Annotated in this window: 13 protein-coding genes; 11 read left to right on the forward strand and 2 right to left on the reverse strand. The window is 50.3% G+C overall.

The genetic code is table 11. From position 1 onward, the window contains the following. The 4 genes from thiB to K9N75_RS18020 all read left to right on the forward strand — a co-directional run bounded on the left by thiB (position 1) and on the right by K9N75_RS18020 (position 4,471). Positions 1-999: a thiamine ABC transporter substrate binding subunit gene (thiB, locus tag K9N75_RS18005; RefSeq protein WP_114445841.1), complete on the forward strand. Its 999-nt coding sequence runs from the start codon at positions 1-3 to the stop codon at positions 997-999. After that, entirely contained in the window at positions 975-2,579 is a 1,605-nt protein-coding gene (gene thiP / locus K9N75_RS18010) for a thiamine/thiamine pyrophosphate ABC transporter permease ThiP (protein WP_224451970.1), read from the forward strand. The genes thiB and thiP overlap by 25 nt, the downstream gene beginning before the upstream one ends. Further along, positions 2,576-3,271 carry a thiamine ABC transporter ATP-binding protein ThiQ gene (gene thiQ / locus K9N75_RS18015; protein ID WP_008814618.1) on the forward strand — a complete coding sequence of 232 codons (696 nt, stop codon included), beginning with the start codon at positions 2,576-2,578 and terminating at the stop codon, positions 3,269-3,271. The genes thiP and thiQ overlap by 4 nt, the downstream gene beginning before the upstream one ends. Positions 3,272-3,472: 201 nt before the next feature. After that, entirely contained in the window at positions 3,473-4,471 is a 999-nt protein-coding gene (locus K9N75_RS18020; RefSeq protein ID WP_224451971.1) for a DUF3829 domain-containing protein, read from the forward strand. Between the two features lie 68 nt (positions 4,472-4,539). Here the strand turns inward: K9N75_RS18020 and K9N75_RS18025 are convergent, their stop codons facing one another. Then, positions 4,540-5,307, reverse strand: a complete 768-nt coding sequence (locus K9N75_RS18025; protein WP_064572847.1) for a DedA family protein — start codon at positions 5,305-5,307, stop codon at positions 4,540-4,542. 862 nt (positions 5,308-6,169) lie between these two features. On the opposite strand from K9N75_RS18025, the gene K9N75_RS18030 reads away from it, so the two are divergent. The 6 genes from K9N75_RS18030 (at position 6,170) to K9N75_RS18055 (ending at position 14,760) form a co-directional block, all read left to right on the forward strand. Next, positions 6,170-8,524 (forward strand): DNA polymerase II, encoded by a 2,355-nt coding sequence (locus tag K9N75_RS18030; RefSeq protein WP_224451972.1) that lies wholly within the window; start codon positions 6,170-6,172, stop codon positions 8,522-8,524. 230 nt (positions 8,525-8,754) lie between these two features. Further along, a complete protein-coding gene (rapA, locus tag K9N75_RS18035; RefSeq protein WP_008814622.1) occupies positions 8,755-11,661 on the forward strand; it encodes an RNA polymerase-associated protein RapA in 2,907 nt (968 codons plus the stop codon). Then, a complete protein-coding gene (rluA, locus tag K9N75_RS18040; RefSeq protein WP_008814623.1) occupies positions 11,661-12,407 on the forward strand; it encodes a bifunctional tRNA pseudouridine(32) synthase/23S rRNA pseudouridine(746) synthase RluA in 747 nt (248 codons plus the stop codon). Before rapA ends, rluA begins: the two co-directional genes overlap by 1 nt. 156 nt (positions 12,408-12,563) lie before the next feature. Beyond that, positions 12,564-13,715, forward strand: coding sequence for a double-cubane-cluster-containing anaerobic reductase (locus K9N75_RS18045; RefSeq protein ID WP_064572845.1), 1,152 nt, complete (start codon positions 12,564-12,566; stop codon positions 13,713-13,715). Between the two features lie 9 nt (positions 13,716-13,724). Continuing rightward, positions 13,725-14,513 (forward strand): acyl-CoA dehydratase activase, encoded by a 789-nt coding sequence (locus K9N75_RS18050; RefSeq protein WP_224451973.1) that lies wholly within the window; start codon positions 13,725-13,727, stop codon positions 14,511-14,513. Then, positions 14,503-14,760: a putative Se/S carrier protein gene (locus K9N75_RS18055; RefSeq protein WP_008814626.1), complete on the forward strand. Its 258-nt coding sequence runs from the start codon at positions 14,503-14,505 to the stop codon at positions 14,758-14,760. Before K9N75_RS18050 ends, K9N75_RS18055 begins: the two co-directional genes overlap by 11 nt. Before the next feature lie 41 nt (positions 14,761-14,801). Here K9N75_RS18055 and djlA read toward each other — a convergent pair whose 3' ends face one another. Next, the gene (gene djlA / locus K9N75_RS18060; protein ID WP_039185742.1) at positions 14,802-15,635 is read right to left on the reverse strand and encodes a co-chaperone DjlA; all 834 of its coding nucleotides are present in this window, start codon (positions 15,633-15,635) and stop codon (positions 14,802-14,804) included. A gap of 159 nt (positions 15,636-15,794) precedes the next feature. Between djlA and lptD the strand changes: the two genes are divergently transcribed. Beyond that, complete coding sequence (gene lptD / locus K9N75_RS18065) at positions 15,795-18,197, forward strand: LPS assembly protein LptD (protein ID WP_039185740.1); 2,403 nt, start codon at positions 15,795-15,797, stop codon at positions 18,195-18,197. The last annotated feature ends 90 nt before the right edge of the window (positions 18,198-18,287 follow it).

Consider the following 18,287-nt stretch of genomic DNA (forward strand, 5'->3'; position numbering starts at 1 on the left):
GTGTTGAAACGAATAATTCCTGCCTTGATGCTGATATCTACGGCCTTTGCGGTGCATAGTGCTGCCGATAAACCGGTTCTAACGGTTTATACCTATGACTCTTTTGCTGCGGAATGGGGGCCTGGCCCGAAAGTGAAAGCCGCTTTTGAAAAAGAGTGCGGCTGCGAGCTGAAATTTGTGGCGCTAGAAGATGGCGTTTCGGTGTTAAACCGCATTCGAATGGAAGGCCAAAAGAGCAGTGCCGACGTAGTGTTGGGGCTGGATAATAACTTGGTGCAGGCGGCGGAAAAAACGGGGCTGTTCGTGCCTAGCAACGTTGATACGCAGACACTCAGTGTCCCTGGCGGCTGGCGGAATAACACATTTGTGCCTTATGACTATGGCTATTTTGCCTTCGTTTACAACAAAAACACATTGAAAAATCCGCCAACTAGCCTGAAGCAATTGATAGAAAGCCCTGAAAAATGGAAAGTGATTTATCAAGATCCACGCACCAGTACACCCGGTCTTGGCCTGATGCTGTGGATGCAAAAGGTGTATGGCGACCAAGCGCCACAGGCGTGGCAAAAATTGGCGCAAAAAACCGTGACGGTCACCAAGGGGTGGAGCGAAGCGTACGGTTTATTCCTTAAAGGCGAAGCCGATTTAGTCTTGAGTTACACCACATCGCCGGCGTATCACATCATCGAAGAAAAAAAAGATAACTACGCCGCCGCTGAATTTAGCGAAGGGCACTATCTGCAGGTAGAAGTTGCAGCGCAGCTTGCGGGCAGCAAACAACCAGAACTGGCACATAAATTTATGCAGTTCATCACAACACCGGCATTCCAGAATGAAATGCCTACTGGAAACTGGATGTATCCGGTTATCCAAACGACGCTTCCACAGGGCTTTGAACAGTTAAACGTCCCCGCTAAGGCTCTCGAATTCACCCCAGCCGAAGTCGCTCAAAACCGCGCAACATGGATCCGCTCATGGCAAGCCGCCGTCAGCCGTTAATTCCATTCTGGCTACTTCCAGGGCTGTTCGCCGCCATTGCTATTATTGCCGTGGCGACGGCAGCGTTTAGCGCCCTTTGGCGTCACGCTCCGGAGTCGGATTGGCATAGCCTGTGGCAAGATGACTACCTGTGGCATGTCGTGCGTTTTACTTTTTGGCAGGCGTTTCTGTCCGCCATGTGCTCCGTATTCCCTGCCATCTTGCTCGCACGGGCGCTGTTCCGTCGCCGATTCATCGGCAGGCAGCTATTGCTGCGGCTCTGTGCCATGACGCTGGTGCTACCGGTACTGGTCGCGGTCTTCGGTATCCTCAGTGTTTATGGTAGGCAAGGCTGGCTGGCTCAAATTTGCCAATGGCTGGGGATTGATTACGCATTCTCGCCTTATGGTTTACAGGGCATTTTGCTTGCGCATATCTTCTTTAACCTGCCGTTAGCGGCGCGCCTATTGCTACAGGCGCTGGAGAATATCCCCACAGAGCAACGCCAGCTCGCCGCTCAACTCGGCATGAGCAGTTGGCAGCAGTTCCGTTTTGTTGAATGGCCCTATCTGCGCCGCCAAATCCTGCCCGCTGGCGCGCTCATCTTTATGTTATGTTTCGCCAGCTTTGCCACCGTGCTTTCTCTTGGCGGGGGACCTCAGGCGACGACTATCGAACTCGCTATTTATCAGGCCTTAAGCTACGACTACGACCTCAGCCGGGCTGCGCTTTTAGCCATGCTGCAACTGTTCTGCTGTTTAGGCTTAGTGATGTTGAGCCAAAAACTCAGCGGTATTCTCCCCGTCGGCCATACACGAGCCATCAAATGGCGTAATCCGCAAGACACTCTCTTCGCTCGCTGGATCGACGGTAGCGTAATTTTATGCGCCCTGCTGCTTATTCTGCCCCCGCTGTTTGCCGTGGTTGCTGATGGCTTAAATCAGGCGGTTAACCGCGTGCTCGTCCAGCCTATTTTGTGGCAGGCCACGCTTACATCGTTAAAAATTGCACTCGGCGCTGGTTTGCTGGCCGTGTTGCTAACCATGATGCTGTTGTGGAGCAGTCGTGAACTAGTGCTGCGCCAGCGACGCTGGCTGGGGCAAGGCATGGAATTAACCGGAATGCTGATTTTAGCGATGCCGGGCATTGTGCTAGCCACCGGCTTCTTTTTGCTGCTCACGGATACCATTGGCATTCCACAGTCCGCCTACGGATTAGTGATTCTAACCAATGCTCTTATGGCCATCCCGTACGCGCTTAAAGTGCTTGAAAATCCAATGCGCGATCTGGCTGAGCGTTATAATCCGCTGTGTCTATCGCTGCGCATTCAAGGCATTAACCGACTCAGGCTGATTGAGCTACGCGCGCTTAAGCGCCCGCTGTCTCAAGCCATGGCGTTCGCCTGCGTTCTATCCTTGGGGGATTTTGGCGTGGTGGCGCTATTTGGCAATGAGCAATTCCGTACGCTGCCATTCTACCTTTATCAGCAAATTGGGGCTTATCGCAGCCAAGATGGTGCAGTCACCGCGCTGTTATTATTGATCTTGTGTTTCTTACTTTTCACTCTGCTGGAACGCCTTCCAGGGCGGGATAAATCATGATTACGCTGAACGATCTCACTTATCTCTATGAGCATCAGCCGATGCGTTTTTCACTCGATGTTTCTGCGGGAGAGCGGATTGCCATATTGGGGCCAAGCGGCGCAGGCAAAAGCACTCTGCTGGCGTTAATTGCGGGTTTTCTCATGGCAGACAAAGGCACGGTGATGCTTGATGGTATCAATCACACCAACACGCCCCCCTCTAAGCGCCCCGTATCTATGTTATTTCAAGAGAATAATCTGTTCTCTCATCTGAGCATTGAGCAAAATTTAGGATTAGGGCTTGATGCGGGATTACGTTTGAACCGCACTCAAAAACAGCGCTTACATGAGATTGCGCAGCGGGTCGGAATTATCGATTGTTTACCCCGATTGCCGTCCCAGCTTTCTGGTGGACAACGTCAACGGGCAGCGCTGGCGCGCTGTCTGCTGCGTCATCAGCCCATCCTGTTGCTCGATGAACCCTTCTCCGCGCTCGATCCGGCGCTACGTGGCGAGATGCTGCAACTGTTGGAACAGGTGTGTTCAGAGCAAAACCTCACTCTGCTGATGGTTTCGCACAACCTAGATGATGCCGCGCGCATTGCGTCGCGCACGTTGCTGATCGCCGATGGACGATTCGCCTACGACGGCAGCACCCAAGATTTGCTCGATGGGAAAGATCCGCTGGCTGCGGCGTTACTAGGACGTTAAATCGACATCATTCATATGCTGAGAAGATGATAAATGCGTCAGTTTACGCAATCTATTTTCAGCGTATCATTTATTCTATTTATTATTTTATAAGTTTTGTTATTTTAATAATTATTATTCCCTCCTGTTCTAAATTAGATATTGTCACCATGATACAATTGTCACCGGATACATTATTTTATAAATACAAAATAGGGAAATATGAAAATTTTATATAAATGGAAAAAGCTAGCACTGTGCATATTGCTGGCAAGCACCACAATCATCACTGCCTGTGATGATAATAAAAACACCAAGACTGCGACATCAGAGAACGACACGCAGAAACAGGTTAGAGATAAAGAGCAACACCAAATAGTTAAATACAATGCTTATATTGATGTTGCTAATGCTGAGTTCATTACCGATGGTTTCTCCGGTGATTTTGAGAAGCAGATGCAATTCATCAACGACAACATTGAAAATAAAAAACCGTTAAAAAATTACTTCGCAGTCAACGACAATAATATTCAAGGCAAGAAAAAAGGGCTAGAGAACGCCCTTAAAATGGAAGGAAACCTCGCTGAACTGGACGTTGCAGCTGAAAAATACCTGCAAGCGCTCAACGTTCTCGAACCACTGAATCAAGAACTATCCATGTATGGAAGTACTAAGGAATATCTTTCAGACGGTGGTAAGCTATTTATGGAGAAAGAACCCGCGTTGTTTGAACAACTCAAAAAAGTTCTGTTAGCTGAGAATGAGTTTAAAGAACAGATACAGATACTTGATGAGAAAAATATAAAGCAGACGTTCGATAGCGCTAAAAAAGAATCATTGTCCTATTATAAAATAGGCGTTATTTACTACGGCAAACTCATTAGCCGTGAAATAAAAGAAGCCATTTCTCAAGCGGATAATACCGGCCTCGCCAAACTGGATGAAAATATCAACTTGATGAACACGCTAGTTAAAGGCTATGACAAAACTAAAACGGTTACCGGCGGTACCTGTCTGAGTAGCATGACTTTATTTTTAGCCTCAGCGCGCACTATTAGCAATGAACTGAAACATGATAGAACAGAATACACCACGGTTCCCCCCGCCGCCTTCCCAGGTATGGCGAGTATGCAACGAGGTTCCCCTGCTCAGCAGGAAGCAAACACGATGAATGATAATTTATCTTCTGTCATCGATAGCTTTAACACTGACGGATGTTAACCCCAAGCTTTCATAACAAAACTGAGAAAGGTTAAATATCAAGGGCTGGTATCAACCCGCCCCTAACCTTAAAAATGCACCACCTTCCACAATAGCGAGCGATAAATGGGCATGAGGGGATGGTTGTGCATAAAGACAAAACTCACTGCGGCCAAACCCCACATGGTCACGGTGGCGATACGCAGGCGCAGCGGTGTTAACCACTGAGAGAGTTTATCCGCCGAGCGTTTCCCTTCTCGCCACCAGCGCCAACTTAGCCAGCCAGCAATCCAAATCGATACCACAACTAACGCGAGCAGCACTTTGAATAGCGTACTGCCACTACCGGCGGGGATATCAATCGCCACTCCCGCCAGAATGCCTGGAAAGAAATAAACCGGCGGCCACGTAATACAGCCAATGATATTGGGTGGAATAAATTTGCGCGGTGGGAGCGCCAACATTCCCGCCACCATCGGCACAACGGGACGAGTAGGGCCTACGAAGCGTCCAATCAACACTGTCATCATGCTATGACGATGCAGCGCATGTTCTGTTCTATCCAGCAGCGCTTTATTCTTCTTGATAAATGACCAACGATGTAATGGATCTTTAAAGGCGCGGCCAATAAAATATGAAATCCAGTCACCAGCAAAACACGCCAAAATCCCCACGCCCCAAGCATAGTAAAAATTCACCTGCCCACTACCGATCAGAGCACCTAGCGTCGCCATCATGACGGTTCCCGGCAAAAGCAGCCCCACCAACGCCAGAGACTCTAAAAACGCCACTAAAAATACGGCGATCAATGAGTAGGCCACTGACTGAGTCACCAAGTGTTGCAGGTATGCTTCCATAATTCTTCCACCGGAAATAATGAGCCAGCGATTTTGCGTAGCGCCCTCTTTGTCGTCAACATCTCATTGAGGGGATAAACGTTTATTTACAAATGAGTAACTTAATGAGTATAGGTAATGGTGGGGATTTCGGCTGAATGACGATTATGAAGCGGCTGTGTCATATTTCGTTCGCCAACCGTTTATGAAGCAGCTGTGTAAGATTTCGTTCGCCGGTCAGCAAATGCGTTTCCATGAAATCACTGGCGAAGGCGACCGATGAGAGCCCCGTTGCGCGGGGGCTCTCAACTCGCGCGCTTTTATCCGAGACGCCATTCCCGCTCCGGTTTGGTATCGCCCATCCAGGGCGCCCCAAACTCCGTCACGACATCCCTGTCGTGCCGGCTCTCCCTACCAACACTTAAGCTTTTAAAAGACAAACCAATATTGTTTTGTCTTTTCGTGTTGAATGAAATGCATGATAGAACCGCCATCAGGGAAGATGGCGGTAGGTCGAGGGCGTACAGGATGTGCGCTCTGAGACCGGTCGGCCAAACGACGCGGTAAAAAGCGCGAGAGTCGAGAGGTTGCGCGCTGGCAACCGCTCGTCGGACGCCTACGCCAGCCGTGTCATGGAAACACAAATGCTGACGGGCGGACGAAAACTTTCACCGTTCTAGTATAGAAATAATCTGGATGGAAGTCGGAGATTGAGCCGCCTTGCTCGGACGCTGGCACGGAGTGCATATCAGTTTCGGTGCATTAGGCGTACGAAACATTACATCGTTCTAACATACAAGAGCCAAGCCCCCCGTAGACAACCACTGTATAAATACTCATACTAGCAATCAATACTTTCCCTTTATCGGCCAAAAGCACCACGATGACCCAATCCCCACAGCAAGGCTTCGTCCTCACCCGTCATTGGCGGGATACACCGGCCGGCGTGTCGGTGGAGCTGTGGCTGGCAACCGATAATGGACCACAAAAAGTTATTCTACCGCCGCAGAAAGCAGTGGCCTTTTTGCCCGCGGAGCAGCTTCCACAAGCTGAAAAACTGCTGCATAGCGAACGTCATGTGGAAATCAAACCATTGCCGATGAAGGATTTTCATCATCGTCCCGTGGTCGGCATCTATTGTCACAGCTATCGCCAGCTGATGAACCTTGAAAAGACATTCAAGGAACATGGAATCACGCTGTATGAGGCCGATATTCGCCCACCGGATCGCTATCTGATGGAGCGTTTCATCTGTGCTCCGGTGTGGTTTTCTGGCCATCAGGATACTCAAGGCGTTTGGCGTAATACCCAATTGAAACCGAACCCCTCCTATCGCCCCACGCTTAAGCTAGTCTCGTTGGATATCGAAACCACCATGCACGGTGAACTCTATTCCATCGGGCTTCATGGCTGTGGTCAGCGCGTGGTGTATATGTTGGGGCCAGAAAACGGTGATGCCAGTCAGTTAGATTTCGAACTGATCTATGTCAACAGTCGTCCTCAGCTATTAGAAGCGTTAAATCAGTGGATAGCGCAGCACGATCCTGATGCGATCATCGGCTGGAACCTGATCCAATTTGACCTACGCGTATTGCAAAAACACGCCGAACGCTACGCGATACCGCTGCGTTTGGGACGCGGTGGCGACGTTTTAGAATGGCGCGAGCACGGTTTTAAGCAAGGGCATTTTTTTGCCTCTGCCACCGGCCGGTTGATTATTGACGGCATTGAGGCGCTCAAAAGCGCATTTTGGAATTTCCCTTCGTTCAGCTTAGAAAACGTTTCACAAACGCTGTTGGGCGAGGGTAAAGCCATGGACGATCCTTACAGTCGGATGTCGGAGATCGACCGACGCTTTCGCGAAGATAAGCCAGCGCTGGCTCATTACAACCTGAAAGACTGTGAGCTAGTGACCCGCATTTTTGACCATACGCATTTGATGACGTTTTTGCTTGAGCGCGCGACGGTCACAGGCCTGAATGCTGACCGTAACGGTGGCTCCGTCGCCGCATTTACCCATCTCTATCTGCCACGTATGCATCGCGTCGGGTTTGTGGCGCCTAATCAGGGTGATTTGCCTGAAGAGGCGAGCCCCGGCGGCTTTGTGATGGATTCTCGCCCCGGTTTGTATGACTCCGTGTTGGTGTTGGACTATAAAAGCCTGTATCCCTCGATTATCCGTACGTTTCTTATCGACCCCGTCGGCTTAATTGAAGGTTTGCGACAACCAGACGACGCGCATTCTATCTCCGGTTTTCGCGGTGCACGCTTTGCCCGCGCACAGCACTGTTTACCAGACATCGTTAGCCAAATCTGGCAGGGGCGCGAAGCCGCCAAACGAGAGAAGAATGCGCCGCTCTCACAGGCGTTAAAGATCATCATGAACGCCTTTTATGGTGTGCTTGGCTCAAGCGGTTGCCGCTTCTTCGATCCGCGCTTGGCATCATCGATCACCATGCGCGGACACGAAATTATGCGCCGTACCCGAGAGTTGATCGAGGCTGAAGGCTATCCCGTGATTTACGGAGATACCGACTCGACCTTTGTGTGGCTTAATCGGGCGCACGACGAACAGCAAGCCGCCGCCATTGGACAACATCTCATTACCGTCGTAAACCAGTGGTGGAAAGAACATCTTCGCACCGAATACGGTTTGGAAAGTGCATTAGAATTAGAATATGAATGTCACTATCGCCGCTTCTTAATGCCAACCATTCGCGGTGCCGAACTGGGCAGTAAAAAACGCTATGCAGGGCTTAAAGGCGATGAAATGGTGTACAAAGGAATGGAAACCGTGCGCAGTGACTGGACGCCTTTGGCACAGCAATTTCAGCAAGAACTGTATCAACGTATTTTCCTCAAACAGCCGTATCAGGAGTTTATTCGTGATTATGCGGCTCGTCTGATGAACGCTGAATTCGATGACAGACTGGTTTATCGTAAACGCCTAAGACGAAAGCTGAGCGATTACCAGCGTAACATCCCACCTCATGCGCGCGCGGCGAAAATTGCCGATGAATATAACCGCGAGCTCAATCGTCCGTTGCAGTATCAAAACGGCGGCTGGATTAGCTATGTCATCACCACCGCAGGGCCGGAGCCGTTAGAGTGCCAACGTGCGCCCATTGACTACGATCATTACCTCTCGCGCCAGCTTCAGCCGGTCGCCGATGCTATTTTACCCTTCATGCAGGATGACTTTTCTACGCTGGTTGCTGGTCAGCTTGGACTGTTTTAATTCAGACAAATCTTTTTTGGGGGTGACGAAAGCGCTGTCATCCATTAACATAGCGGCCTTCCCTCATTTCAAATATTGACTTCATTGCTTATTCAAAGCAACGAAGCGGCCTGCTATCGCTAATTAATGTAGGCCAAGTGAAAATCACTTACCCACGGCAGCGCCTGCTGCCTACGCAGTAGTTGTTCAATCATCAGTGTTCAATACATAAAAAGTTGAGTCGATAATCTATGCCATTTACCTTAGGTCAACGCTGGATCAGCGATACGGAAAGCGAATTAGGATTAGGAACTGTGGTCGCATTGGATGCGCGCATGGTGACATTGCTTTTCCCTGCGACCGGTGAAAACCGCCTTTACTCACGTAATGACTCCCCAATTACTCGCGTTATGTTTAACCCGGGTGACACTATCACCAGCCATGACGGTTGGCAGTTGAAGATAGATGAAGTCAAAGAGGAAAATGGTCTGCTGATCTATATCGGCACCCGATTGGATACTGAAGAAGCTAACGTCGTGATGCGCGAAGTATTACTCGATAGCAAGTTGACCTTCAGCAAACCTCAAGACCGCCTGTTTGCCGGACAAATCGACCGTATGGATCGTTTTGCTCTGCGTTTTCGTGCGCGTAAATATCAAAGCGAGCAGTTCCGCCTGCCGTGGAGCGGTCTGCGCGGCATGCGCGCCAGCCTGATCCCTCATCAGTTGCACATTGCGTATGAAGTCGGCCAGCGTCACGCGCCGCGTGTTTTATTAGCCGATGAAGTGGGCTTGGGTAAGACCATCGAAGCAGGGATGATTATTCATCAGCAACTGCTAGCCGGTCGCGCAGAACGCATCCTGATCGTGGTGCCTGAAACTCTACAGCACCAGTGGCTGGTCGAAATGCTGCGCCGCTTTAACCTGCGTTTCTCGCTGTTTGACGATGCTCGTTATTCAGAAGCTATGCTGGATGCCACCAACCCGTTTGAAACCGAACAGATGGTGATTTGCTCCCTAGACTTCGTGCGTCGCAACCGTCAGCGTTTAGAGCAGATGGCCGATGCCTCTTGGGATCTGCTCGTCGTTGACGAAGCGCATCATCTGGCCTGGAGCGAAAATGCTCCTAGCCGCGAATATCAGGTGATTGAACAGCTTGCCGAGCACATTCCGGGCGTACTGCTACTGACAGCAACTCCTGAGCAATTAGGCCAAGAGAGCCACTTCGCACGTCTGCGTCTGCTCGATCCAAACCGCTTCCATGACTATCAAGAATTCGTCAGCGAGCAGCAGAAATATCGTCCGGTGGCTGACGCTGTCACCCTGCTGCTCAACGATGGTCATTTGACCAACGAAGAGCTCAATATGCTGAGCGAAATGATCGCCGAGCAAGATATTGAACCGTTACTGAAAGCGGCTAACGCAGGCGGCACCGGCAGCGTAGATGCGCGCAACGAGCTGGTCAAAATGCTGATGGATCGCCATGGCACTAGCCGCGTGTTATTCCGTAATACCCGTCAGGGTGTGAAAGGTTTCCCACAGCGTGAGCTGCACCAAATCACCCTGCCGTTGCCTTCTCAGTATCAAACCGCGATTAAAGTGTCCGGCATTATGGGCAGCAAGAAAACGGTTGAAGCCCGCGCGAACGATATGCTGTACCCAGAGCGTATTTATCAGGAATTTGAGGGCGAAAACGCAACCTGGTGGAACTTCGATCCACGCGTTGAGTGGCTGATGAACTTCCTGACCTCACACCGCGATGAAAAAGTGTTGGTGATTTGTGCTCAGGCGGCTTCAGCGGTCAATTTGGAACAGGTACTGCGTGAGCGTGAAGCGATCCGTGCCGCCGTATTCCATGAAGGCATGACCATCATCGAACGTGACCGTGCAGCGGCCTACTTTGCATCACAGGAAGAAGGCGCACAGGTGCTGCTGTGTTCTGAAATTGGTTCCGAAGGACGTAACTTCCAGTTTGCTCACCATTTGGTGATGTTCGATCTGCCGTTTAACCCTGATTTGCTGGAACAGCGTATCGGTCGTCTGGACCGCATTGGCCAGAACCACGACATCAAAATTTTTGTTCCTTGCCTGGAAAACACCGCGCAGTCAGTTTTGGTTCGTTGGTATCACGAAGGTCTAGATGCCTTTGAGCACACCTGCCCAACCGGTCGCACCATCTATGACAGCAGCTATCAAACGCTGTTGGGTTATTTAGCGGCGCCTTCTCAGTTGGAAGGCTTTGATGACTTCATCAAAGCGTGTCGTACTCAGCACGATGCGTTGAAAGCGCAGTTGGAGCAAGGGCGCGATCGTCTGCTAGAAATGCATTCTAACGGCGGTGACGCGGCTCAAGAACTGGCAGAAGCCATTGCCGACCAAGATAACGATGTCGGTTTGGTTAACTTTGCGCTGAACCTGTTCGACATTGTTGGTATCAATCAGGACGATCAGAGCGACAACATGATCATCCTCACGCCGTCAGAACATATGCTGGTGCCTGATTTCCCTGGTCTGCCGCAGGATGGTTGTACCGTGACTTTTGACCGCGAACAGGCTCTGTCGCGTGAAGACGCTCAGTTTATTAGCTGGGAGCATCCGATTATTCGTAACGGCTTGGATTTAATCCTCTCCGGCGATACCGGTAGCTGCGCCGTATCCTTGCTGAAGAACAAAGCGCTGCCCGTTGGAACACTGCTGCTGGAAGCCATTTATGTGGTCGAAGCTCAGGCACCGAAGCATCTGCAACTGACCCGCTTCCTGCCACCAACGCCGGTGCGTATGCTGCTCGATGCCAAAGGTACTAATCTGGCGGCTCAGGTCGAGTTTGAGAGCTTTAACCGTCAGCTGAACTCGATCAACCGCCATACCTCCAGCAAGCTGGTCAATGCCGTTCAGCCGAACGTGCACGCTATGCTACAGGCAGGTGAAGCATTGATTGGTGAACAAGCGACTGCGTTGATCAACGAAGCGAAGCGCGAAGCAGATGAAAAACTGAGCGCCGAGTTAGCGCGTTTGGAATCCTTGAAAGCCGTTAACCCGAATATTCGTGATGACGAGCTGGAAACGCTGGAGTTCAACCGTCGTCAGGTCCTTGAGAATCTGGATCAGGCAGGCTGGCGTCTGGATGCGATTCGCCTCATCGTGGTGTCACATCAATAATGGCCTCTTCTGAGAACCATAAGGGTGTTTTGCATAACACCCTTATTAACTCCGTCGCCAGTGGCGGTGATCTGGCGCTACCGGCGATAAAGTTGGGGGAATACTTCCCCGCGCTCGAACCTTGGCTGCACGTGTTGTATCAAGATGACCACATCATCGTGGTCAACAAACCCAGCGGGTTGCTGTCAGTTCCCGGTAAAGCAGAGGAACATAAAGACAGCGTGATGACGCGCGTTCAGGTCGATTTTCCTATCGCCGAGTCAGTGCATCGTTTAGATATGGCGACCAGCGGCGTTATTGCCGTGGCGCTGACGAAAGCCGCTGAACGTGAGCTCAAGCGCCAATTTCGCGAACGCGAGCCGAAGAAGAGCTATATCGCGCGTGTTTGGGGACATATGGAGCACGATGAAGGTCTGATTGATTTGCCTTTGATTTGTGATTGGCCGAACCGCCCTAAGCAGAAAGTGTGTTTTGAGCATGGTAAGTCGGCGCAAACTCAGTATCAGGTACTCAGTCGTGATGCTGATGGTTCGACCCGCGTCAAGCTTACGCCCATCACGGGACGTTCACATCAGCTGCGAGTGCATATGCTGGCGTTAGGCCACCCCATTCTGGGCGATAAGTTCTACGCTCACCCAGAAGCTAAAGCGATGGCTTCACGGTTACAGCTTCACGCACAAGAATTACAGATCACGCACCCAGAGTTTGGCACACCGATGCATTTCCGCTGCGAGCCTGATTTTTAATCCCCTCCTCATCCGGTGGCTCTGTGAGCCACCTCCTATACCCATCACCTTGTTAGGGTTATAGTCCTTCGCGGTCATTCGATTTTCCTACCGCACTTTTTTGCTGTGGGTTTTCTATCTACTAATCATTCGCCCGGGTCCGGGGAAGGAATAGCCATGTCTCTTATCAATGAACTACCCGCCATTTTCGATCATTTTTCCGATGCCCGCCGTCAGGGCTTTCTTACCGTATTAGAACTTAAAGAACAGAATATCCCGCTGGTTGGCACCTACTGTACCTTTATGCCACAGGAGATCGCGCTGGCTGCCGGTGCGGTTGTGGTTTCGCTTTGTTCCACCAGCGATGAAACGATTGAAGAAGCCGAGAAAGATCTGCCACGTAACCTGTGTCCATTAATCAAAAGTAGCTACGGATTTGGCAAAACAGATAAATGCCCATATTTCTACTTTTCTGATTTAGTGGTGGGAGAGACGACCTGCGACGGCAAGAAAAAAATGTACGAATACATGGCGGAATTTAAGCCTGTACATGTGATGCAACTTCCTAATAGCGCCGACGACGCCGCCTCGCGCGCGCTGTGGCGCAGCGAAATTTTGCGCTTGCAGTCAGCCTTGGAACAACAATTCAACTGCACCATCAGCGAACAAGACTTACGTGCAGCAATTACGCTAAAAAACCGCGAACGGGCCGCCTTGTCGTCGTTCTACCGTCTAGGACAGCTTAATCCGCCCGCGCTCTCCGGTAGCGAAATTCTCAAGGTGGTATATGGCGCAACGTTCAAGTTCGATAAAAATACCCTGATAGATGAGCTCAATGCATTAAGCGAAAAAGTACGCAGCGAATACCAACAAGGCAAGCGGTTAGAAGATCGCCCACGCATACTGATCACCGGCTGCCCGATTGGCGGGGCGGCAGAAAAAGTGGTACGAGCAATTGAAGAAAACGGCGGTTGGGTCGTTGGATATGAAAACTGTACCGGTGCTAAAGCTACCGAAATGCAGGTAAGTGAAGAAGGCGATGTCTACGATGCGTTAACCGATAAATATCTCGCCATTGGCTGCTCCTGTATCTCTCCGAATACCCAGCGTTTAACCCTGCTTAGCCAAATGATTGAAGAATATCAGGTAGATGGCGTCATCGACGTGATCCTTCAGGCCTGTCATACCTACGCCGTGGAATCTTTAGCCATTAAGCGCCATGTTCGCCAACAGCATGATGTTCCTTATATGGCGATAGAAACGGATTACTCCAATTCAGATATAGGCCAGCTCAATACTCGCGTAAGTGCGTTTATCGAAATGCTGTAAGGAGCGCATGTGAGTTTAAGTATTGGTATTGATTCAGGCTCAACGGCGACCAAAGGGATCTTATTGAATGGTGCAAACGGAGGACAGATTCTGCGCCGTTTTCTCGCTCCGACTTCATTTCGTCCACAGGAGGCTATTGAGCAAGCATGGTCACAACTGTGTGAAGGCCTCACCGAGCGCCCGCATCTTACTCTCACTGGCTATGGGCGTGGCTTGATAGATTTTGCCGATAAGCAAGTCACTGAAATCACCTGCCACGGCGTCGGTGCTCGGTTTCTGTGCTCCGAAGCGCGCACCATCATTGATATCGGCGGGCAAGACAGTAAGGTCATTCATCTGGATGAGGAGGGAAAACTGACCGACTTTCTGATGAATGACAAATGTGCGGCTGGGACAGGCCGTTTTCTGGAAGTCATATCACACACCCTTGGCGCACAAATTCACCAGCTTGACGAATTAGTCACAGGCGTTGCTCCGCATGCCATCTCCAGTATGTGTACCGTGTTTGCCGAGTCTGAAGTCATCAGCCTACGTTCGGCGGGTGTCGCACCTGAGTCCATTCTATCGGGCATCGTTTACTCCATGGCGCGCCGCAGCGCCAACTTTATCGGGCGATTAGGCGTACATCCACAGGTGCTGTTTACCGGTGGCGTTAGCCGCTGTAACGCATTTCGTCAGCATCTGAGCGATACGCTCAATACACCAGTGGCGACGCACTCCGACGCTCAATTTGCGGGGGCGATAGGCGCGGCGCTAATGGGGTGCCGCCAGAAAAAGAGGAGGAGTCATGCAGGATGAATTTCTGTTTTTATTCCACAGCACGCTTGGCGTGGTTCGCTTAAAAAAACGGCTTCAGGCTCAGAATCGAGAATTCAAAGTCGCGGATATTCCACGCCAGCTCAGTAGCGGCTGCGGGTTGAGTATTCGGCTGAGCTGCACGGCGACAGAATTGGCACAATGGTGGGTAGACGGAGAAACCTCCGCTATTTTTCGTTGCGCCGAAGGGAGATATGTCCCCGTCTCGCCGCCGTCTTTCGGTCAATGAACGTAAAAAAGCCCGCGAATGCGGGCTCTCTTCAGAAAGGATTACTTGAAACCCTTCTCTTTCTTAATTAAATCGTAAGCAGCCTGAATCTCTTGAGCCTTTTGCTTCGCCATCTCCATCATTTCTGGCGGTAATCCTTTTGCCACCAGCTTATCAGGATGATGTTCGCTCATGAGCTTACGATAGGCGCGTTTAATCGTCGTCGCATCGTCATTGGGCTTAACACCTAAAACTTTGCAAGCATCCGCCAACGTTGGCCCCGTCTGACGCTGATAACCACCGAATCCGCCCTGCTGCTGATACTGTCCTTGCTGCTGATAGCCACCGCCAAACTGGCGTCCGCCTTCCATCATGCTAAGAAACTGCTCAAACTGAACACGTGAGAAACCGAGCTCTTCCGCAATCACGTACAAAACTGCACGTTCGTTGGGATGCAACGAACCATCAGCAAACGCGGCCTGTAGCTGGATTTCCAAAAACATGCGGATCAGATCGACACGTCCAAAGCAAATGCTGCGTAACTCGCGCAGTTTTTCCCGCAGTGGAAAATCGCCCTGTTTACCTTCACGAAACGCCTGCTGTGCCGCCGTTCTGGCCGCGCCATGCAGCTGCATTCGCTCCATCAGCGCGCTAGCAAGGTTGATATCCGCCTCAGTCACACGTCCTTTGGACTTCGTGAGATGCCCCATAACCTGAAATGTGGTGCTAAAGAACAGAGCTTGTCGCTGAGCCTGATTAGAAAAATAACCACTGCTTCTTACCTGACGCGATTTATCGATCATATGACCGATAAGTAGCCCTAACACCACACCCCAAAAGCCCGTTCCTGACATTAGACCAAGAACTAATCCGATTAATTTACCCCAATACTGCATATCGTCCTCAATTCATCATGCCGTGGGACATAATTTGCTTTATCATACCTGTCATTTATTCTGACGCCTAACGACAGCAACCAAGAATGCGTCAATTTAACACTAGCGTAACGCTTAGGGGTGATATAGTCTCTGACCGTTCGCTGCTCGACGCCTCTGATGACGGAACTTCTGAAACCGCGTATGAAAAAAAGTATTCCAACACTGGTTGCCACCTTGGTTTGGTCGGCACTCTATAGCCAGAACGTTCTGGCCGATCTCGCTGAGCAATGCCTGCTCGGCGTGCCTATGTATAACAAACCGCTGGTATCCGGCAATCCAAATGATTTACCGGTTCATATTCAGGCCGATAAAAGTGATGCCAACTATCCTGATAATGCGGTGTTCAGCGGCAACGTGAACATCGAACAGGGAAACAGCACACTGACAGCCGATCAGGTTCAGCTGGATCAGAAGTTTCTTAAAGATAAGCCCGATCCGCTGCGTACCGTGACCGCGACTGGTAACGTCAACTATTCAGATAATCAGGTAAAACTGAAAGGCCCCAATGCGTGGTCTAATTTGAATAACAAAGACACCAACGTATGGCAGGGCGACTATCAGTTCGTCGGTCGTCAAGGTCGCGGCACCGCGGACCTGATGAAAACCCGCGCTGAAAACCGCTATACCATTCTGGAAAACGGGACATTTACCTCCTGTTTGCCGGGCGATAACAGCTGGAGCGTCGCCGGTTCTGAAATTATTCAGGACCGTCAGGAAGAAGTCGCTGAAATTTGGAACGCCCGCTTTAAGATTGGCCCAGTGCCCGTGTTCTACAGCCCGTACCTTCAGTTGCCTCTCGGTGATAAGCGTCGCTCAGGTTTCTTGATCCCCGATTTTAAATACTCCAGCACAGACGGCGTTGAGTTCAGCCTGCCGTGGTATTGGAACATCGCGCCACAGGTCGATGCGACCATCACCCCGCACTACATGGAAAACCGTGGTCTGCAATTGCAGAACGAATTCCGTTACTTGACCGTTGCGGGTTCCGGCTTGATGGAGTTGGATTGGTTAAACCAAGATAAGCAATATGCCGACGATCGTTTAAATAAGAACAATATTTCCGACGCAGAAAACGATAAAAAGCGTTGGTTGTTCTACTGGCAGCACAGCGGTGTAATGGATCAGGTGTGGCGTTTCAACGTCGACTACACCAAGGTAAGCGATCCTTACTACTTTAACGATCTGGATTCGACTCACGGTTCCAGCACCGACGGTTATGCCACGCAGAAATTCAGCTTGGGATACGCTGAGCAAAACTGGAATGCGACCCTATCAACCACGCAGTTCCAAGTCTTTGCGGACGCGGGTAACTCGAACTCATATCGTGCTGAGCCGCAGTTAGACCTGAACTATTACAAAAATGACATCGGTCCCTTCGACCTGCATATGTATGGTCAGGCGGTTAAATTCACCAATGAAAGCGATAATCAGCCAGAGGCCGATCGTTATCACTTTGAACCAACGATAGATCTTCCTTGGTCTAACGGTTGGGCAAGCGTGAATACTGAAACCAAACTGTTAGCAACTCACTATCAGCAAACAGTACCAGACAGTTATTACACCACTAACCGTTCAGCGGCTCATCTGGCTGATTCTGTTAACCGAGTGATGCCTGAGTTTAAAGTTGACAGCAAAGTCACCTTTGACCGTGATATGGACTGGGCTCAAGGCTATACCCAGACGCTGGAACCGCGCGCTCAGTACCTGTATATCCCTTATCGTGATCAAAGTGATATTGGCGTTTACGACTCTACGCTGCTACAGATGGACTATACCGGTCTGTTCCGTGACCGCATCTATAGCGGTCTGGACCGTATTGCTTCGGCAAACCAGATGTCTACCGGTCTGACAACCCGTATCTATGATGATGCATTGGTTGAACGGTTTAACGCTTCTTTGGGTCAAATCTACTACTTCGAACGTTCACGTACCGGTGATGAAACGCTGTCGACTGACAAAGATAAAGATACCGGCAGTCTGGTTTGGGCAGGCGATTCCTATTGGAAAATTACCGACCATTGGGGCATCCGTGGCGGCTTGCAGTATGACACCCGTTTAAACAGCGTCGCGCTAGGCGATGCAATAATGGAATATCGTAAAGATGCCGAAACGATGATCCAGTTAAACTATCGTTATGCTAGCCCTGAATACGTGACCGCAATGATCCCACGTTATGCAAGTAACGATCTGTATAACCAAGGGATCAGCCAAGTGGGTACTATCGGCAGTATTCCTATTGCAGACCGTTGGGCGCTGGTTGCCGCTTACTATTACGACACCAATGCTAACCAGACCGCGGATTCTCTGGTCGGTCTTCAGTACAACACCTGCTGTTGGTCTGTCGGCGTGAACTATGAACGTAAAATTACCTCATGGGATTCCACCGCCTCTCAACCAAACAGTAAGTATGACAACAAGTTCTCGTTCACCTTCGCACTTCGCGGACTGGGAACCAACTACAGCTTGGGTACCGCCGATATGCTGCAGAAAGGTATTCTGCCTTATCAGAGAGCTTTCTAACATTTTGAGATTTTTGTGGTCTAATCGTTGCCTAGTTGCATCTTGATTAGTAAAAGCAGAGTTTTGACATTAACCCGCAGTCATGCGGAT

Origin of the sequence: Hafnia paralvei (genome assembly GCF_020150375.1) — a bacterium.
GTDB classification, from domain to species: Bacteria; Pseudomonadota; Gammaproteobacteria; order Enterobacterales; family Enterobacteriaceae; genus Hafnia; species Hafnia paralvei.

Coding starts and splice junctions, on each gene's coding strand:
- thiP (WP_224451970.1), top strand. CDS start 975: ATGGCAAGCCGCCGTCAGCCGTTAATTCCATTCTGGCTACTTCCAGGG.
- thiQ (WP_008814618.1), top strand. CDS start 2,576: ATGATTACGCTGAACGATCTCACTTATCTCTATGAGCATCAGCCGATG.
- K9N75_RS18020 (WP_224451971.1), top strand. CDS start 3,473: ATGAAAATTTTATATAAATGGAAAAAGCTAGCACTGTGCATATTGCTG.
- K9N75_RS18025 (WP_064572847.1), bottom strand. CDS start 5,307: ATGGAAGCATACCTGCAACACTTGGTGACTCAGTCAGTGGCCTACTCA.
- K9N75_RS18030 (WP_224451972.1), top strand. CDS start 6,170: ATGACCCAATCCCCACAGCAAGGCTTCGTCCTCACCCGTCATTGGCGG.
- rapA (WP_008814622.1), top strand. CDS start 8,755: ATGCCATTTACCTTAGGTCAACGCTGGATCAGCGATACGGAAAGCGAA.
- rluA (WP_008814623.1), top strand. CDS start 11,661: ATGGCCTCTTCTGAGAACCATAAGGGTGTTTTGCATAACACCCTTATT.
- K9N75_RS18045 (WP_064572845.1), top strand. CDS start 12,564: ATGTCTCTTATCAATGAACTACCCGCCATTTTCGATCATTTTTCCGAT.
- K9N75_RS18055 (WP_008814626.1), top strand. CDS start 14,503: ATGCAGGATGAATTTCTGTTTTTATTCCACAGCACGCTTGGCGTGGTT.
- djlA (WP_039185742.1), bottom strand. CDS start 15,635: ATGCAGTATTGGGGTAAATTAATCGGATTAGTTCTTGGTCTAATGTCA.
- lptD (WP_039185740.1), top strand. CDS start 15,795: ATGACGGAACTTCTGAAACCGCGTATGAAAAAAAGTATTCCAACACTG.